The 1,121-nt window shown below is 53.9% G+C and carries 1 pseudogene; it reads right to left on the reverse strand.

Annotated features, from left to right (window positions below):
• Positions 1-1,046: pseudogene (locus A6R74_RS23130) on the reverse strand (IS3 family transposase); the annotation flags it as partial.
• Positions 1,047-1,121 lie beyond the last annotated feature (75 nt).

The raw sequence follows: 1,121 nt of genomic DNA on the forward strand, positions 1-1,121 counted from the left end.
GGCCAGCTTGGCCAAGGCTTTGTTCAGCATCTCCCCTACCAGTGAGAACGCTGGCCGTTTCTGCATTGTGTAGGACACAATTTCCCCATTGTAGAGATCCATCACGGGAGACAGGTAGAGCTTTTCGCCTCGGACATTGAACTCCGTGACGTCGGTGACCCACTTTTGGTTGGGGCGTTCAGCCTGAAACTGACGGGCAAGGAGGTTTGGCACACTGGCCTGTTGTCCACGATAGGAGCGGTATTTCTTCGGGCGTACCAATGACTTCAAACCCAGATGCTGCATCAGGCGTTGGACTGTCTTGTGGTTGACCTGCTCGCCCGTCTGGCGCAACGCTGCTGTGATGCGGCGATAGCCGTAGCGCCCTTTGTGACGCTCGTAGAGGGCGTGAATGCGACGCTTCAGACCCGCATGTCGATCATCCAACTGCTGAGCCTTTACCTGATAATAGAAGGTGCTACGCGACAGTTCGGCTACTTTTAGCAGCACCGGTAAAGGATGGCCATGCTTCAGTTCAAGGACTAGTCGCGCTTTTTCTGCGCGGCTTGCTCTTTGGACTGACGCAAGGCCCTCAACTTTTTTAGGTAGGCCACCTCTGCTCGCAAGTATTCGTTCTCTTGGAGCAGTTGCTCCAGTGAGCTCTTTTCCGTCACTGGAAGTGGGGGCTTGGGGGGCTCTGCTGTGGGCATCTTCGTCGGGCGACCTCGGGCTTTAGGCTCCAACGCCTGGAAGCCTCCTTTATGATACTGACTTTCCCACCCCCGCACGACACCCACTCCACCTCGGATATCGAACAAGGCAATCGCTTGTCGGGCCGAGAGATCCTCTTGCCTCATCCGTTGCAACACCGACAATTTAAACTCTGCACTGTAGCGGCTGAACTTCTTCTGCAAGCCGTGCAGGCCATGTTGTTCATAGCTTTTAACCCAACGCCTGATGGTGGCGTGGTCAAGACCGTACTGATTGGCCAGACTCCTATAACCCAGCTGTCCTTCTGTGTAACGCTGTACGACTAACAGTTTGAACTCTTCATTATGTTTCGCCATGAAAAACACCCCAATCGTTGGAGGAGTGTCCAACTTTTGGGGTGCAGTTCACAAAGCGGGGTTTTTTTTGCATCT

The organism is Halomonas sp. ALS9, assembly GCF_001651035.1.
Classification (GTDB): domain Bacteria; phylum Pseudomonadota; class Gammaproteobacteria; order Pseudomonadales; family Halomonadaceae; genus Vreelandella.